Below are 14,639 nucleotides of genomic sequence, written 5' to 3'. Positions count from 1 at the left end.
CAAGGGGGTTTTCCATGAGTCTGCTGATTTCCATGGCCGCGTTTGCACTGGCTTCTTCCATCACTCCCGGGCCGGTCAACATCGTGGCGCTGAGTGCCGGTGCACGCTATGGCGTCAGACCAGCCATGCGCCATGTGTTGGGTGCCACGCTGGGCTTTACCCTTTTGTTGCTGCTCATCGGTTTTGGCCTGCATGAAACCTTGCAGCAATGGCCCTTTCTGACCCGAATCATTCAGTGGTCCGGCGTGATATTTCTGCTGTACATGGCGTTTCGACTAGCCATCGACAGTGGACAACTGAACATGAGCGGGCAGGGCGCTGGTCCTTCGCTGGTGCACGGAGCAATCATGCAGTGGCTCAACCCCAAAGCCTGGCTGGCTTCGATAGCCGGCATGGGAGTTTTTGTCGCCAACGGCGAGGCTGCCTTGATCTGGCAATTCGCAGGAATCTACTGCGTGGTGTGCTATCTGTCGCTGGGCTGCTGGGTCTTTGCCGGAAGCTTTCTTGGGCATTGCTTGCGCAGCGCGGCAAGTGTGCGCGTCTTCAACCGCATCATGGCGCTACTACTGGCTGGCTGCGCGGTATATCTGCTGATCTGACCCGTGTCATCACAGCCGATACTGCCCTGGCGTTGCTGCCAGATGCTTTTTGAACTCACGTTGAAAGTGCGCCTGATCGGCAAAGCCTGCCTCCTGAGCAACATCGGCGATCATCTTGCCGCTTTTCAGCTGTCTGCGGGCATGCTGGATCCGCCGATTGAGCAGGTAGGCATGCGGAGTCAGATGATAGCGCTGTTCGAACGAGCGAATCAGGTAGGACGCCGAGAGATTGGCTGCGGCACAAATGTCGGAAAGCCTGATGGGCCGGGTGAAATTGTCGTTGATGTATTCGGCGGCTCGGGCAACGCGAGGTGATGGTGGGCGGGGCCGTGCCGGTGCCGTGCCGAGTGACTCCAGCATCAGGGTAAAGAAGGCCACGGCTGAGCAGTGTTTTTGCAGCGTATCGATTCTCGTATCAGTCAGCGTCTGGAACAGCGCAGTCAATGCAGCGAACAGGATCGAATCATCGCTGTGCGTATGGGGCAATGGTTGAAAACCGTGCCCGGCATTCAACCCCGTTTCGCCCTGAATGTCGCCCAGCCAGCCGCTGTCCACATAGAGCATCAGATACGACCAGGCCTGGTCATTGATCGGGTTGCAGGCATGCACGTCGCCCGGATTCATCAACACTACAGTGCCTGACGTGACGCACTGTGAGGTCTTTTCATGCACATAGGTGCTCTGTCCAGCAGTGATCGCGCCGACGGAAAAGATTTCATGCGAGTGAGGCGCGTAACAGACCCGTCGGCCATCCTCTACAGAACGGGCTTCGATGAACGAAAGGTGCTCATCGCGCCAGAAAAAAGGGGTTGCGGTCGATTTGCTGGGTTCGTTGCGGTTCATGCTGATATCCCGTCGGCAGAGCGACGAGAGTACCGGATGCTGAGCGATATTGGCCATCGCTCATGCGATGTTGGCCTGTCGAGACGAACTCTGCGCTGGCATGCCCTGCACGGCGCCCTGCGGCGCTCGGACATGTTCACGCAGAGCACTGGCGAAGCAGGCTGCGCCTTACTTCTTGACCGGCACGATGTCCATGATCTGGCCATTGACCTTCTGGAAACGCACGTACTTGTCGTTAATCTTTACCCATTCGCTTTCCTTGGCGGGTGTTTCCAGGCCTTTGCTTTTCCAGTCCTTCACTTCCAGGTCGCTGCGGCGATATTTTTCCGGAACGCGGGAGCCTACTTCCAGCTCATGGACGTTGTCCTTGGATTCGGTGACTTTCGGGTCCGCCGTCTCTGCCGCGTGAACGGGCAGGGTGACGGCGGAAAAGCAGCCGAGCAAGGTCATGCAGGCGATCAACGATTTGCTGTTCATGTGAAGACTCCCAGTCTTTGGTATCAGGCGATGGCTTAATGCCTCGTAATAACTCGGACCTTCACCGTGGCAAATCATTCGATCGGGTTTGCTGTGCTCAGCCTTTCAGTGCCTCGGCGATGGTTGCCGAAAGCGGGGTGGTCGGGCGGCCGATCAGCGCGCTCAACTGGCGACTGTCATCGAACAGGGCGCCCTTGGCAGCAGCGGCATCGGAATCTGCCAGCAACCGGGCCACGAAGTCAGGCAGGCCTGCCTGGATAAGCGCGGCTTCGAATTCGGCCTGTGGCAGGTTGACGTAAGGCAGGGACTTGCCGCTCTGCGTCGACAACTGCGCTGCAAATTCGGACAGCGTGTAGGACTCGTCGCCTGCCAGCTCATACACCTTACCAGCCTGTGTCGTTTCCGATGTCAGCAGCACTGCGGCCGCCTCGGCGTAATCCAGACGCGAAGCAGAGCTGATACGACCCTCGTCGGCACTGCCCATGACCGCGCCATGGGTCAGTGCGCCCGGAATGCCTGCGGTGTAGTTTTCGGTGTACCAGCCATTGCGCAGCAACACGAACGGCAGGCCGCTGGCGCTCAGGTACTCTTCGGTTTCGCTGTGCTCCCTGGCCAGGCTCAATGCCGAGGTCTTGGCACGCAGAACGCTGGTGTAGGCCAGCAGCTTGACCCCGGCGCGCTTGGCCGCATCAATCACCGCCTTGTGCTGCGGCAGGCGCTGACCCACTTCGCTGGAGGAAATCAGCAGCACTTTGTCGGCACCGGCAAATGCACTGTCGAGTGTCGCAGGCTGTGAATAGTCGGCCTGACGAACCTGAGTACCCTGCCTGGACAGATCGGCGGCCTTTTCCGGACTGCGCACGGCGGCGATGATTTGCGAAGCGGGTACGCGGCTGAGCAACTGTTCAATGACGAGGCGGCCAAGCTGGCCTGTGGCACCGGTGACAACGATCATGGAATGATTCCTTGAATCAGGTTGAAAGGAAGCGCCAGCATAGTCATGATGCTTACCTTTAGTGAGTACGTACAAAAAGGTAAGTGTCATGAGCGAATCCGCTTCGCAATCAAGTACCCGGCAATCAGGTGTTATGCAGCAAGGCTTCCCGCCGGAAGCGGCCGAGACGCTATTGGCGCTGGTCCGTCAGGGCCAGGTGCTGGCCACTGACTGTCCTTCGCGGGTGGTGCTCAATCATGTCTGCAGCCGTTGGGGCGTGCTGGTGCTGGTGGTGTTGCGGGGTGGCATGCATCGCTTCAGCGAAGTACGCCGCAAGATCGGCGGGGTAAGCGAGAAAATGCTCGCGCAAACGCTTCAACATCTGGAGCATGATGGTTTCGTCAGCCGCAAGTCGTTGCCGATAGTGCCTCCGCATGTTCAGTACCGCTTGACCCCAATGGGCGAAGAGGTCGCCTTGCAGGTTGAAACCCTCGTCACCTGGATCGAGACCAATCTGCCGCGCATCATGCAGGCCCGCGAAGCGTCGAATACGCTGCAGATCACGCCCGAATGAGTCTTTTCTGACAGATTTTTCATCCTGTGATTGTCGGCTTGATCGCCTGTAATCAGCCGCTTCTTGGTATGGTGCGCGCCGAAATCTTTATATACACGTTTAGTTGCGCCGTTTGCCCTTCACCGAGAAGCTGTAGAAATGCCCAATCCAATTCCCCTGAAAGACCACGAAAAAGAGACGCGGCTGGTCAATCAGCGCCTGATTGCCTGCGCGGTGCTGGTCGGCCTGCTGGCTGCCTGTCTGGTCGCGCGCATGTATTTCCTGCAAGTCACCGAGTTCGACTATCACTCGACCATTTCCGAAAACAACCGTGTTCACGTGCTGCCGATCCCGCCCGAGCGCGGTTTGATCTTTGACCGCAATGGCGAAGTGCTTGCCGACAATCGCCCCAGTTTCAACCTGACCCTGACCCGTGAACGCGCCGGCGACTGGCACAAGGTGATCGACGAACTGATGACCCTGCTGGAATTGCCCGACGAAGACCGGATTCTGTTCGACAAAGAACTGAAGCAGGTCCGTCATCCGTTCGAACCGGCAACATTGCTCTATGAACTCACCGAAGAGCAGATCGCTATTCTAGCGGTCAATCAGTACCTGCTGCCGGGCGTGGACGTGGCGGCGCAGTTCGTTCGCCATTACCCGTTGGGCGCCCATTTCGCGCATTCGATCGGCTACGTCGGCCGCATCAACGAAAAGGAAGCGGCCCATCTCGATAACGAGTATCGCGGCACGCAGTCCATCGGCAAGACCGGCGTCGAGCGCTTCTACGAGTCTGAGCTGCACGGCCACGTAGGCTATGAAGAGGTCGAAACCAACGCCCAGGGCCGCGTGCTGCGCGTGCTGAAACACACTGACCCGGTGCCGGGCAAGAACATTACCCTCACGCTGGACGCGCATTTGCAGGCTGCGGCGGAAAACGCGCTGGGTGATCGACGCGGCTCCGTGGTTGCACTGGACCCGGAAACCGGTGACGTGCTGGCGATGGTCAGCAAGCCAAGCTTCGACCCCAACCTGTTCGTCACCGGCATCAGCTTCAAACAGTATGCGGCGCTGCGCGATTCCATTGACCGGCCACTGTTCAACCGAGTGCTGCGTGGCCTGTACGCACCGGGCTCGACGGTCAAGCCGGAAGTGGCGATTGCCGGTCTCGACAGCGGCGTGATGACCGCCTCGACAAAGGTCTTCGATCCCGGCTACTTCCAGTTGCCGGACTTCGACCACAAATACCGTAACTGGAACCACAGTGGCGATGGCTGGGTGGACATGGACACGGCGATCATGCGTTCCAATGACACCTATTTCTACACGGTGGCGCACAAGCTCGGCATCGACCGCCTGCACGACTACATGACCATGTTCGGTATCGGCCAGAAGGTGTCGCTGGACATGTTCGAGGAGTCTGCAGGGCTTATGCCGTCCCGCGAATGGAAGCGGGCCACGCGTCGCCAGGCATGGTTCCCCGGCGAAACGGTGATTCTCGGCATTGGCCAGGGCTACATGCAGGTCACGCCGTTGCAACTGGCTCAGGCCACTTCACTGATTGCCAGCAAGGGTGTCTGGCATCGACCGCATCTGGCGATGGAAGTCGGTGATAAGGCACCCGTCGACGAGCATCCGATGCCAAATATCGTGTTGCGCGATCCCAATGAATGGAATCAGGTCAATACCGGCATGCAGATGGTCATGCACGATCCCCGCGGCATTGCGCGGGATGCGGCCAAGGGCGCTCAGTACCGCATCGCCGGCAAAAGTGGTACGGCGCAGGTGGTGGCGATCAAGCAGGGTGAGCGCTATAACCGTCTGAAGACCCTTGAGCGTAACCGCGACAACGCCTTGTTCGTCGGTTTCGCGCCGGCCGACCATCCGAAAATCGTCGTGTCGGTGACAATCGAGAACGGCGAGGCGGGTGGCCGGGTAGCAGGCCCCGTGGTGCGGGAGATTCTCGATGCCTGGCTGCTGGACAGCGAGGGCAAGCTCAAGCCTGAGTACGCCACACCCACCAAGGCGCCGGGCAACCCGCACGCCTGATCAGCGTTTTAAAACGCTTGCCGAACGACCGAGCCCTGAACAGGGCTCAGGTTTTCTGAACTGTCGAGAATGCATCGGGTCGACCACAACAGGCGTGGCAGAGCGCTGCGCGCGTTTTACCGAACTCATTATCATTGCCTCGACAAGGAACCCGGAATGTCCAAGACCATTGCCGACCATCTCGCGCAAACCCTCGCAGCGGCGGGTGTTTCGCACATCTGGGGGGTGTCCGGAGACAGCCTCAACGGCCTGACCGACAGCTTGGAACGCACCGATTCGATTCGCTGGATGCACACCCGTCATGAAGAAGTCGCAGCCTTTGCTGCCGGTGCGCAGGCGGCGTCCAGCGGCAAGCTGGCGGTCTGCGCCGGCAGCTGCGGACCGGGCAACCTGCACCTGATCAATGGCCTGTACGACTGCCATCGCAACCGGGTGCCGGTTCTGGCAATTGCTGCGCATATTCCGTCTTCGGAAATCGGTCTGGATTATTTTCAGGAAACTCATCCGCAGGAGCTGTTCAAGGAGTGCAGCCACTTCGTCGAACTGGTCAGCAATCCCGAGCAGTTCCCGCGTGTGCTGGAACGTGCCATGCGTGCTGCGATCAGTCAGAAAGGTGTGGCGGTAATCGTCTTGCCGGGCGACGTGGCGCTCAGCGCTGCGCCGGATGTCGCGGCAAAATGGATCGAGGCTACAGCGCCCAGCGTGGTGCCTGCCGAAAACGATCTGCAGTCGATGGCCGACATGCTCAACGATTCCAAAGCCGTCACACTCCTGTGCGGTGCGGGTTGCGAGGGTGCCCACGAGCAGGTTCTGGCGTTGGCGGATACGCTGGGCGCGCCGATCGTTCACGCATTGCGCGGCAAGCAGCATGTCGAATACGACAATCCCTTCGACGTCGGCATGACCGGCCTGATCGGCTTCAGCTCCGGCTACCACGCCATGCTGTCCTGCGACACGCTGGTGATTCTCGGCAGCAGCTTCCCCTATCGGAATTTCTACCCCGAAAAAGCCGACATCATCCAGATCGATCTCGATCCGACCCAGCTAGGGCGTCGCACGCCGGTGGCGCTGGGTCTGGTGGGCGGGGTGCGGGAAACCCTGGAGGCGCTTCAGCCAAAGCTCAGGCCGCACACCGATCGCCGTTTCCTCGACAAGGCCCTGAAGCACTACGCCAAGGCCCGTGAGGAACTGGACGAACTGGCCACCCCGACGCCAGATGGTACGCCGATTCATCCGCAGTACCTCACTCGACTGGTCGACGAGCAGGCGGATGCCGATGCGATCTTTACCGTCGACGTCGGTACGCCGACGCTGTGGGCTGCACGCTATCTGCACATGAATGGCAGGCGCAGTCTGCTCGGCTCGTTCAACCACGGCTCGATGGCCAACGCTTTGCCACAAGCTCTGGGGGCCAAGGCTGAACATCCGGATCGTCAGGTCGTAGCCTTGTGTGGCGACGGCGGTCTGTCCATGTTGCTGGGCGACTTGCTCAGCATTCGTCAGTTGAACCTGCCTATCAAGATGGTGGTGTTCAACAACAGCTCGCTGGGCTTCGTCGACATGGAAATGAAAGCCAGCGGCTACGTGCCGCATGGCACTGACCTGCATGAAACCAACTTCGCCGGGATTGCCCTGGGCGCAGGCATTCTGGGCCTGCGTGTCGAGAACGCCGAAGAGTTGCCTGCCGCCTTGCGCAAGGCGTTCGATCATCCCGGTCCGGTGCTGATCGACGTTGTCACTGCCAAGCAGGAGCTGGGCATCCCACCGAAAATCAAGCTGGCCCAGGCCAAGGGCTTCAGCCTGTACATGATGCGCGCGATCATGAGCGGGCGCGGCAGTGAAGTGCTGGAGCTGGCGAAAACCAACCTGCGTTAATCAGTTATAAAAAACGTATGGGTTGAATAGAAAAAAGTTGCAACTTCTATCCATCGAGATTGTCTTCGCCGTTACAGGTGACGCTCTCGGTGGATTTATATTTCTCTTCTCATCATAACCGCCCAAGGCGGTCATTTCTTTGTGGATCCAAACTTCTTGCACCCTGTGCTTTATTGAGTTCGCTGTTTGAACTAACAAATTCAAATAGTGGGTAAAGCTTCCCGGAAGACAGCCGAGACAGTGATACGGAAGCAAGATCGGCTACGGCAGGCTGATTACCGAACAGTCCCTGGCGAAAAAAAACGTCGACGCTACAGAACGTTACGCCCTGGATATTCTTTATAGAAAAGTCTGCACGTCATGAGGTCTGCAATGCTTAGAAATGCTCCTTTGAGTATGAAACTGCTGCTTATTTTAATATTCCCCCTATTGGGCTTCCTTGCCTTTGCAGGTTTGTTCGTCGCTGACAAAAGTGAAAACCTCGGTGATATGAGGCGCGCAGTGACAGCCACCAGCGCCGCACAGAAAGTGAGTGACGTAGTCACCACTCTCCAGCGCGAACGTGGCGCCAGCGGCGTATTTCTGGGTAGCGGCGGCAAGTCCATGCAGGACAAGCTGAAAACGTTTCGTCAGGAAACCGACAAGGCGATAAGTGAGATGCGCGCCCAGTCCACCGACGGTATTCCCGGACCTGATAAGGTCAACCGCGCATTCGAGGAGCTGATCGCTCTGCGCCTCAAGGTCGATTCGCTCGGGATCAACAATACAGAATCCGGTACGCGCTTCACCGACATTATCAAGACACTCATAGGCTTCTCTTACTCAATGGAATCGAGTATCGAGGATCCGGAAATATTGCGCGGCCTGAGCTCGCTCAATCAGTTCGTGGATATGAAGGAACGTGCCGGTCGCGAGCGTGTATTGCTTGGTCTGGCATTCAATCAGAACCGGTTTGACGCCGCACTGTTATCACGCTTCAGCCGCAACCTGGGCGAGTTCTCGGGGTATTTCGAAGCGTTCCAGCGCTGGTCACCTGAAGCCTTCAAAACCAAACTCAATGCCGTTTTGCAGCAACCAGGATCGCTCGAAGTGGCGCGCTTGCAGCGTCTGGGCTTCGATACTCCGCTGGGTGACCCGCTCAACGTCAATCCGGAAGACTGGTTCAACCTTTCCACCGCGCGTATCGACATGATGGCCAATGTAGAAGCAGAGCTTGGCCAGAACGTCGTCGGCCTGGCAACGGATGCGCGTAGCTCCGCTCAAAGCAGCCTGTACGTGGCTGTTGCCACTGTCGTTCTGATGCTGATCGTGGTGCTGTGGCTGGCGTCGGTGATCATCCGCAACATCAAGGTTGCGGTTGTCGATGTGAACCGCACGCTGATGGCACTCTCCACACGTGACCTGACGGCCCGGACCCGTTATGTCGGTAAGGACGAGTTCGGCGAGATCTCGCGCAATCTGGACAACATGGCGCAACAGATCAGTGATGTCATCCGCGACATCGGCAGCGCCACGGCACAGGTTGCCACCGCCGCCGAGCAGTCTTCCGCAGTGGCGTTGCAAACCAATCAGAACGTGGCGCAACAACGCCAGGGCACTGATCAGGTCGCCACTGCCATCAGCGAGATGAGTGCCACGGTGAAGGATGTAGCACGCAGCACCACTGACGCGGCCGAGATGTCGCAGCGCGTCAACAACAGCACCCTGCAGGGCAAGACCGAAATCGACAACACCATCGGCCTGATTCAGGGGCTCTCGGTGCAGGCAGAAGAGACTTCACGGATCATTGACGAGCTCAAGGGCGAGAGCAACTCGATCTCCTCGGTGCTCGATGTCATTCGTGGCGTCGCCGACCAGACCAACCTGCTGGCGCTCAACGCAGCCATTGAGGCTGCACGTGCCGGCGAGCAGGGGCGTGGTTTCGCGGTGGTTGCCGACGAAGTGCGCAATCTGGCCAAGAAGACTCAGGACTCTACCGTCAGCATCCAGAAAATGATCGCCAACCTGCAGTCCGGCTCGGAACGCGCTGCCGCGTCGATGCAGGAAACCCTGGGCAAGGCGCAGGAGGGTGCCAGCAACGTCGTGCGCGCTGGTGAACTGCTGGAAGAGATCGCCGAAGGCATTGCGACCATCAGCGACCGCAACATCCAGGTCGCTTCGGCCGCTGAAGAGCAAAGCCTGGTGGCCGAAGAGATCCACCGCAACGTCGACGACATCAACTCGCTGGTCATTCAGGTGAGTGCAGGTGCCGAGCAGACCGCCGTCACCAGCCGCGAACTCGCGCGTCTGGCGGAGCAGCAGCAGGGCCTGGTGGGGCGCTTCAAGGTGAGCTGACAGTCAGCTGTTTGTGTGTTGTGAAAAGGCCTGGAAGCGAACGCTTTCAGGCCTTTTTGCTGGTCTTCAGAGGCCGTCGTGCCGATGTCCCTGACCACCCTTGATAACCTGTACCCCCATGACCATTCAGTCACCTTTTTACGTAACCCCACGTCCCTCATACGATTATGTAGTGATAAAAAATAATCACTACATAATCGTTGACGTGCCCATTTTCCTTTTGCATTATGCAGCTGTCTCCCCGATCGGGAGCGCTGCAAAAGGTGTGATGAACAGGCTCGGCAAGCCGTCGAGATGTTCCCGGATGTAGGCTGCCCACAAGGCAGATTGATGGAGCTGAACTGGCATTTGTCGTCGATAAGGGCGAGAAGCTGGCGAAATGTCCTCATGATGCTTGTAACGGATCGATTGCCGATCCTGGGCCGGGTCTTTGGGTTTCGTGACTTCTTCTCTCTACGCTGATGCCGCTGTGTAGCGGCTCTTCATCAAGGCTACCTGCATGTCCTTGAGGGCTGGAACGGTATTCGACGCACACTCAATCGTGTGCATTGCTGAAGTTCTGGCGCATGAACTTGATGTATCAATTATTGAACAGTCTACGAGCGAAGGGGCATCAACATGAATATCAACACACAACCGACTATTGATGAACTGGCTCGTCTGTTTGCTGCGTGCAAAGACACGCTGGATAATCATATCGCCTGGGTGGCCGAGTCGGGTGAAGTTCGCGTCGACGCCATGTCGCCGTTCACGCAAGAGCACGAGTTTCGTGATGCGCACCCGCAACTGCGCGCATCCCTGAAGATGTTCCGTCGTGGCCAGGGTTATGTCGGCAAGAAAGCCGCTGCCGATCGTGCCTACATGGAGAACACGCTGCAGGCGTTGAAAGGTGAGTGGCAGAAGACCCGTCGGCAGGCGCACTCGCAGGTTGCCTGAGTAGGGCATCGCAGGTCCTGAAGCCTGTTCCCGATACTGATCGGGAACAGGCTTTTTGGTTTTCGTCACCGGGACGGCGAGGGCCTACAGGTTGTACAAAGCGTTTTTGGTGGTATAGATTCCGGCCATGAGTCAGCGATTCTGACTCTTCTCACTCGCTGACTGTGGTGACTGTCACGGCAGTGCCTGCACATGACATAAACAGAGGTTGCCGATGCGTGCGCCACGATGGTTATGGTTGATGATGTTGCTCAGCGCTGGCGCTTCGGCGGATTGGCGTGAGGCATTGCCCAATGCTCAGGTCGTCGGTGGCGGTGACCTCAGTCTGTTCGGTTTTCGCATCTATACGGCCAGGTTGCTCAGCCCCGCCAAGCCTTTCGTCGCGGATGCACCGCTGGCCCTTGAGCTGACTTACCACCGAGCCATTGATCGTGAAGACCTCGTCGATGCCAGTATCGATGAGATCAAGCGTATTTCCGGTGCGAAGGTGAACGAACAGCAACTGACTGAATGGCGCCAGCAGATGAACCAGTCATTTGTCGACGTCCAGCCGGGCATGAAGATTACCGGTGTGTACCTGCCTGGCCGCGAAGCGCGGTTTTATGTTGGCGACAAGCTCCAGCATGTGGTGCCCGACAGCCAGTTCGCCAAGGCTTTCTTTTCCATCTGGCTTGACCCGAAAACCCGTAACCCGGAGCTTCGCGAGCAGTTGCTCGGCAGTACCGGCTCATGACCCATCAAGGAGGGCGCATGCTGAGAAAGTGGATGTTGATGTTGTGTGCAGGGCTTGTACTGAGCGGCTGCGGCGGTGTGCCGGTAACCCGTTACAGTCAGGAAGAGCCCAAGCTCGATCTGCGACAGTACTTCACCGGGCGTGTCGAGGCCTGGGGAATGTTTCAAAAGCGCTCCGGTGAAGTCACCAAGCGCTTTACCGTGGTGATCGACGGGCACAGTGAAGGCGAAGTGCTGGTCATGCACGAGGCCTTCAGCTACAGCGATGGCACCAAACAGGTCCGGGAGTGGCGCTTGCGTCCCGATGGTCCGGGGCGCTGGAAGGGCACGGCAGGTGACGTGGTTGGCGAGGCCTATGGCGAAGTGTCAGGCAACAGCTTCCATTGGAACTATGTGCTCAGGTTGCCGGTGGATGGCACCGAGTATGACGTGAGCCTGGATGACTGGATGTACCTGATCGACAAGCAGACCATGGCCAATCGTTCGTCGATGACCAAGCTGGGTGTCGAAGTCGGGCAGATCACCTTGTTCTTTCGCAAGGCCGGTAAATAAATAACGCCTCATACGAGGCGTCATCCTTCAGGGCGGCTGTCAGCCGCCCGTCATATTCATGAAGCGCACCACCTGCACGCCATCGTCGTGGGTGAAGTTGTGGCTCCACGGCTTGAGCTGCATGGCGTCGATGATGGCTTTTTCCAGCTTTTCCGGCTGGCCGGGATTGGCGCGCAATACCGCCTTCAAATCCACGGAATGCTCGTTGCCCAGGCACAGCAGCAAGCGACCTTCGACGGTCATGCGCACGCGATTGCAGGTGCCGCAGAAGTTGTGGCTGTGCGGCGAGATGAAGCCGATGCGAATGCCCGGTGCCTCGGCCAGGCGCCAGTAGCGCGATGGCCCTTGAGTCGAGTCAGTGGAAGGCACCAGCGTGTAACGTTCGGCAATGCGTTCGCGCACCTGATCGCTGGAGTAGAAGGATTCGGCGCGGCTGTGTTCGCTGATGATGCCCAGCGGCATTTCTTCGATAAACGAAACGTCCAGGTTGCGATCGATGGCGAACGCCAGCAGGTCGTTGATCTCATCATCGTTGCGACCATGCATCACCACGCAGTTGAGCTTGGTGTGCACAAAACCGGCGGCGTTGGCGGCATCGATGCCGGCAATCACCTTGTGCAGATCGCCTGTGCGGGTCAGCTCGCGGAAACGCTGTGGATCGAGGCTGTCCAGGCTGATGTTCAGGCGCGTGACGCCGGCCTTGAACAGCGGGGCAGCCAGTTTGTCCAGCTGCGAACCGTTGGTGGTCATGCACAATTCACGCAGGCCGGGCAGGGCGGCGATCTTCTCGCAAAGCCCGACCACACCTGCGCGTACCAGCGGTTCACCACCGGTCAGACGAATCTTGCGCGTGCCCAGTGCCACGAAGCGCTCGGCCACCTGGAGGATCTCCTCCAGCGACAGAATCTGTTGCCGAGGCAGAAACGTCATCTCTTCGGCCATGCAGTACACGCAGCGAAAATCGCAGCGGTCGGTGACCGACATGCGCAGATAATCGACCTTACGTGCAAAGCGGTCCATCAGGACGGGTTCTGACATTTCACCTTCTAAATAATCGAGTGGGCTGTATTACCGGGTTTGGAGGCCAGTGCGTGACAAGGGTTCAGCCAATTTGTAATGCGCCAATTTCACACCTGATCGCAGGCTGGCAAAGTGCCTTGTGCGTATAAACATAGTAGCCGCACGCATTGCGGTTTGCACTGGCCGGATGACGCCACGCTAACCGAGTCGAAATGCCGCAGTCCAATTGCTTGTTCCAATACGCTCATCGACACGCTCTATGGCGCTTTGCCTTGATGACTGATCAATCAGGCCTGGCGGCGGAACTGCGCTCGTAACGCTCCAGCAAAGGCTGGATACTGATGCCGTGTACCAGAATGCTCAGGGCGACGACCGAGAGGGTCATGCCAACGACGACGTGGCCGACATCGTGTGCCAGACCATGCGACAAGGCAAAACACAGGTAATAAAGACTGCCGATCCCACGAATACCGAACCAGCCAACCAGTGCTTTTTGTCGGACATTGAGCAGGCGACGACTCACCAGCAACCAGACGCTGGCAGGACGAATCACGCAGAACAGCGCGATACCCAGGCCAATGGCTCGCCAGTCCCAGTACATCGCCAGCGCCGCGCCCAGCAGGGTGATCAGCAGGACTTCCATGGCGCGCTCCACCAGACTACCGAACGCCAGCATATCGCCCATCATCACGCCGGCAGCCAGTTGCGAGTCGCTCATGTCGTCGACCTGCGCGACCGTGCCCTGCTCAAGGGAGGACGTCATATGCCCGAGGACCGGCTGCGCGACATGCTCGGACGGCAGCTCTGACCGCGTGACACGTACCTCAGCCTGACGCAGCCCGAATCCGGCGGCAAATACCGAAAGAAAGCCAAAGGCACCCACGCTTTGCGCAACGACATAAGCCAGGGCGATCAGTGCCAGCGCCAGAAAGTCATTGGGCGAGGTGGTGCTGTCGGCGTTCTTGATGCGCAGAAAGATCATCAGATGGCCGACCCCGCGGCCCATCCCGTAACCAATCAACAGACCGTCCGGCACCGCCCAGATCAAATCCTTGATCAGCCATCCCTGGACCCAGTCGCCCATCGCGCCCCCGGAACTCAGGTACAGCAAGGCAAAAATCACGAATGGAAACGCGGTTCCGTCGTTGAGGCCCGCTTCGCCGGACAGGCCGAAGCGCAGGCGGTCCTGATCCCGGGCATTGTTGACCTGGACCATCCCGGCCAGTACCGGGTCCGTCGGCGACAGCATCGCGCCGAGCAACAACGACACGCCCCAGTCCAGGCCAATGATGTAGTGCCCCGCGACCGTCACGCCAGCGATGGTCGCCAGCATCACCGGCCCGGCCAGCCAATAGGCTGAATGCCAGGCTTTGCCGCGCAAGGGCAGGCGCAACTTGATGCCGGTACCGAACAGCGAAAACAGCACCGCCACTTCGGTCAGGCGTTCCAGCCACTCGTAGGATTTCTCGAAATCCAGATCGACGATATCCAGGCCCATCGGGCCGATGCCGAAGCCGAATCCCAGGCACACGGCCGATGTGGTCACTGGCATCCAGCGCAGGTAAGAGGAAGTGAGCGCCAATAGCATCAACAGCACGCCAAGCACGCCCATGCAGACAATAAAACTCATAGAGAAAGAACCACCGTCAAAATGCGCCCGAAGCAGAGGGCGTAACGGTGGGACTCCCGTCCACGGTAATAAGTTGAAATAATTTGCCGGATGGCAATCAGCATG

Annotated in this window: 13 protein-coding genes; 8 read left to right on the top strand and 5 right to left on the bottom strand. The window is 58.5% G+C overall.

Annotated features, from left to right (window positions below; genetic code table 11):
* Window positions 1-14: 14 nt before the first annotated feature.
* A complete protein-coding gene (locus BLR16_RS15580; RefSeq protein ID WP_161437861.1) occupies window positions 15-599 on the top strand; it encodes a LysE family translocator in 585 nt (194 codons plus the stop codon).
* A gap of 9 nt (window positions 600-608) precedes the next feature.
* On the opposite strand, the gene BLR16_RS15575 is transcribed toward BLR16_RS15580, so the two are convergent.
* The 3 genes from BLR16_RS15575 to BLR16_RS15565 form a co-directional block, all read right to left on the bottom strand.
* A complete protein-coding gene (locus tag BLR16_RS15575) occupies window positions 609-1,442 on the bottom strand; it encodes an AraC family transcriptional regulator (protein WP_003367277.1) in 834 nt (277 codons plus the stop codon).
* A gap of 168 nt (window positions 1,443-1,610) precedes the next feature.
* A complete protein-coding gene (locus BLR16_RS15570) occupies window positions 1,611-1,919 on the bottom strand; it encodes an RcnB family protein (RefSeq protein WP_003367279.1) in 309 nt (102 codons plus the stop codon).
* Window positions 1,920-2,016: 97 nt separating this feature from the next.
* Window positions 2,017-2,874, bottom strand: coding sequence for an SDR family oxidoreductase (locus BLR16_RS15565; RefSeq protein WP_054081802.1), 858 nt, complete (start codon window positions 2,872-2,874; stop codon window positions 2,017-2,019).
* 88 nt (window positions 2,875-2,962) lie between these two features.
* On the opposite strand from BLR16_RS15565, the gene BLR16_RS15560 reads away from it, so the two are divergent.
* The 7 genes from BLR16_RS15560 to BLR16_RS15530 all read left to right on the top strand — a co-directional run bounded on the left by BLR16_RS15560 (window position 2,963) and on the right by BLR16_RS15530 (window position 11,884).
* Window positions 2,963-3,427 (top strand): winged helix-turn-helix transcriptional regulator, encoded by a 465-nt coding sequence (locus BLR16_RS15560; RefSeq protein WP_072364800.1) that lies wholly within the window; start codon window positions 2,963-2,965, stop codon window positions 3,425-3,427.
* A gap of 138 nt (window positions 3,428-3,565) precedes the next feature.
* Window positions 3,566-5,455: a penicillin-binding protein 2 gene (mrdA, locus tag BLR16_RS15555; RefSeq protein ID WP_044308376.1), complete on the top strand. Its 1,890-nt coding sequence runs from the start codon at window positions 3,566-3,568 to the stop codon at window positions 5,453-5,455.
* Window positions 5,456-5,611: 156 nt separating this feature from the next.
* Complete coding sequence (gene poxB / locus BLR16_RS15550) at window positions 5,612-7,330, top strand: ubiquinone-dependent pyruvate dehydrogenase (RefSeq protein WP_074808123.1); 1,719 nt, start codon at window positions 5,612-5,614, stop codon at window positions 7,328-7,330.
* Between the two features lie 372 nt (window positions 7,331-7,702).
* Window positions 7,703-9,664: a methyl-accepting chemotaxis protein gene (locus tag BLR16_RS15545; protein ID WP_074808120.1), complete on the top strand. Its 1,962-nt coding sequence runs from the start codon at window positions 7,703-7,705 to the stop codon at window positions 9,662-9,664.
* A gap of 618 nt (window positions 9,665-10,282) precedes the next feature.
* Window positions 10,283-10,600 carry a hypothetical protein gene (locus BLR16_RS28615; RefSeq protein ID WP_003367294.1) on the top strand — a complete coding sequence of 106 codons (318 nt, stop codon included), beginning with the start codon at window positions 10,283-10,285 and terminating at the stop codon, window positions 10,598-10,600.
* A 214-nt stretch (window positions 10,601-10,814) separates the two neighbouring features.
* Window positions 10,815-11,333, top strand: a complete 519-nt coding sequence (locus BLR16_RS15535) for a chalcone isomerase family protein (protein ID WP_058416658.1) — start codon at window positions 10,815-10,817, stop codon at window positions 11,331-11,333.
* A gap of 17 nt (window positions 11,334-11,350) precedes the next feature.
* Window positions 11,351-11,884 (top strand): DUF3833 domain-containing protein, encoded by a 534-nt coding sequence (locus BLR16_RS15530; RefSeq protein ID WP_003367296.1) that lies wholly within the window; start codon window positions 11,351-11,353, stop codon window positions 11,882-11,884.
* Between the two features lie 39 nt (window positions 11,885-11,923).
* On the opposite strand, the gene moaA is transcribed toward BLR16_RS15530, so the two are convergent.
* Entirely contained in the window at window positions 11,924-12,922 is a 999-nt protein-coding gene (gene moaA / locus BLR16_RS15525) for a GTP 3',8-cyclase MoaA (protein ID WP_003317890.1), read from the bottom strand.
* 265 nt (window positions 12,923-13,187) lie between these two features.
* Complete coding sequence (locus BLR16_RS15520) at window positions 13,188-14,534, bottom strand: cation:proton antiporter (RefSeq protein ID WP_092194349.1); 1,347 nt, start codon at window positions 14,532-14,534, stop codon at window positions 13,188-13,190.
* Between the last annotated feature and the right edge of the window lie 105 nt (window positions 14,535-14,639).

It is taken from the genome of Pseudomonas sp. BS3767, assembly GCF_900099665.1.
Taxonomy (GTDB): Bacteria; Pseudomonadota; Gammaproteobacteria; order Pseudomonadales; family Pseudomonadaceae; genus Aquipseudomonas; species Aquipseudomonas cerasi.
Note: the sequence above shows the minus strand (reverse complement) of the source record. Positions and strands in the feature narration are given on the sequence as shown.

Coding starts and splice junctions, on each gene's coding strand:
- BLR16_RS15575 (WP_003367277.1), bottom strand. CDS start 1,442: ATGAACCGCAACGAACCCAGCAAATCGACCGCAACCCCTTTTTTCTGG.
- BLR16_RS15530 (WP_003367296.1), top strand. CDS start 11,351: ATGCTGAGAAAGTGGATGTTGATGTTGTGTGCAGGGCTTGTACTGAGC.
- BLR16_RS15545 (WP_074808120.1), top strand. CDS start 7,703: ATGCTTAGAAATGCTCCTTTGAGTATGAAACTGCTGCTTATTTTAATA.
- BLR16_RS15580 (WP_161437861.1), top strand. CDS start 15: ATGAGTCTGCTGATTTCCATGGCCGCGTTTGCACTGGCTTCTTCCATC.
- mrdA (WP_044308376.1), top strand. CDS start 3,566: ATGCCCAATCCAATTCCCCTGAAAGACCACGAAAAAGAGACGCGGCTG.
- BLR16_RS15565 (WP_054081802.1), bottom strand. CDS start 2,874: ATGATCGTTGTCACCGGTGCCACAGGCCAGCTTGGCCGCCTCGTCATT.
- BLR16_RS28615 (WP_003367294.1), top strand. CDS start 10,283: ATGAATATCAACACACAACCGACTATTGATGAACTGGCTCGTCTGTTT.
- BLR16_RS15560 (WP_072364800.1), top strand. CDS start 2,963: ATGAGCGAATCCGCTTCGCAATCAAGTACCCGGCAATCAGGTGTTATG.
- BLR16_RS15570 (WP_003367279.1), bottom strand. CDS start 1,919: ATGAACAGCAAATCGTTGATCGCCTGCATGACCTTGCTCGGCTGCTTT.
- BLR16_RS15520 (WP_092194349.1), bottom strand. CDS start 14,534: ATGAGTTTTATTGTCTGCATGGGCGTGCTTGGCGTGCTGTTGATGCTA.
- poxB (WP_074808123.1), top strand. CDS start 5,612: ATGTCCAAGACCATTGCCGACCATCTCGCGCAAACCCTCGCAGCGGCG.
- BLR16_RS15535 (WP_058416658.1), top strand. CDS start 10,815: ATGCGTGCGCCACGATGGTTATGGTTGATGATGTTGCTCAGCGCTGGC.
- moaA (WP_003317890.1), bottom strand. CDS start 12,922: ATGTCAGAACCCGTCCTGATGGACCGCTTTGCACGTAAGGTCGATTAT.